The organism is Microbacterium sp. KNMS (assembly GCF_053851835.1).
The window spans coordinates 1-614 of the sequence record NZ_JBSQBP010000063.1 but is presented as its reverse complement, the minus strand read 5'-3'; the positions used below and the strand labels follow the sequence as shown (position 1 = coordinate 614).

The 614-nt window shown below is 72.1% G+C and carries 1 protein-coding gene; it reads left to right on the top strand.

The genetic code is table 11. The annotated features are described in order from the left end of the window. A partial coding sequence (locus ACWXWW_RS17845) for a DUF222 domain-containing protein (RefSeq protein WP_455971329.1) occupies window positions 1-614 on the top strand: 614 nt, incomplete at both ends.

Sequence of the window (614 nt, the reverse complement as noted above, 5' to 3'; positions counted from 1 at the left end):
ACCGCCGACGGCACCGAACCCGACCCCGACCGGCCCGAACGCGACCGCACCCTGACCCTCACACCCCTGCCCAGCGGGGCCTTCCGGGTCAACGGGACCCTCGTCCCCGAAGCCGGCGCGCTCCTGCAGAACCTCCTCTCCGCCCACACCAACCCCGCCCGCCACGTCACCTTCACCGAAACCCGCGACACGGGCTCAGACGAAGTCGATCTGAGCAACGACCCGGGCGCGGCGGAGTTCGGTCCGGTCATGCCGGACACCCGCTCACCCGGACAGAAGCGGCACGACGCGTTCTTCGCGATGATCCAGGCCGCCTCACGCGCCGCAGAGACCCCCACCCTGGGCGGCGCCGCCCCCACCGTGATGATCCACATCACCGCCGACGACCTCACCACCACCAACCCCACCGACACCGGCCGGCACGGCGTCGCGCACCTCGACGGGGTCGACGCGCCCGTCCCCGCGACCGTGGCCCGCCGGATCGGGTGCACCGGCGACATCCTCCGCGCCGTGTTCAGTCCCGAAGGGCGCATCCTGGAGCTGCGCAGCATCCAACGCTGCTTCACCCCCACCCAGCGCAAAGCGATCGTCGCCCGCGACGGCGGCTGCATCAT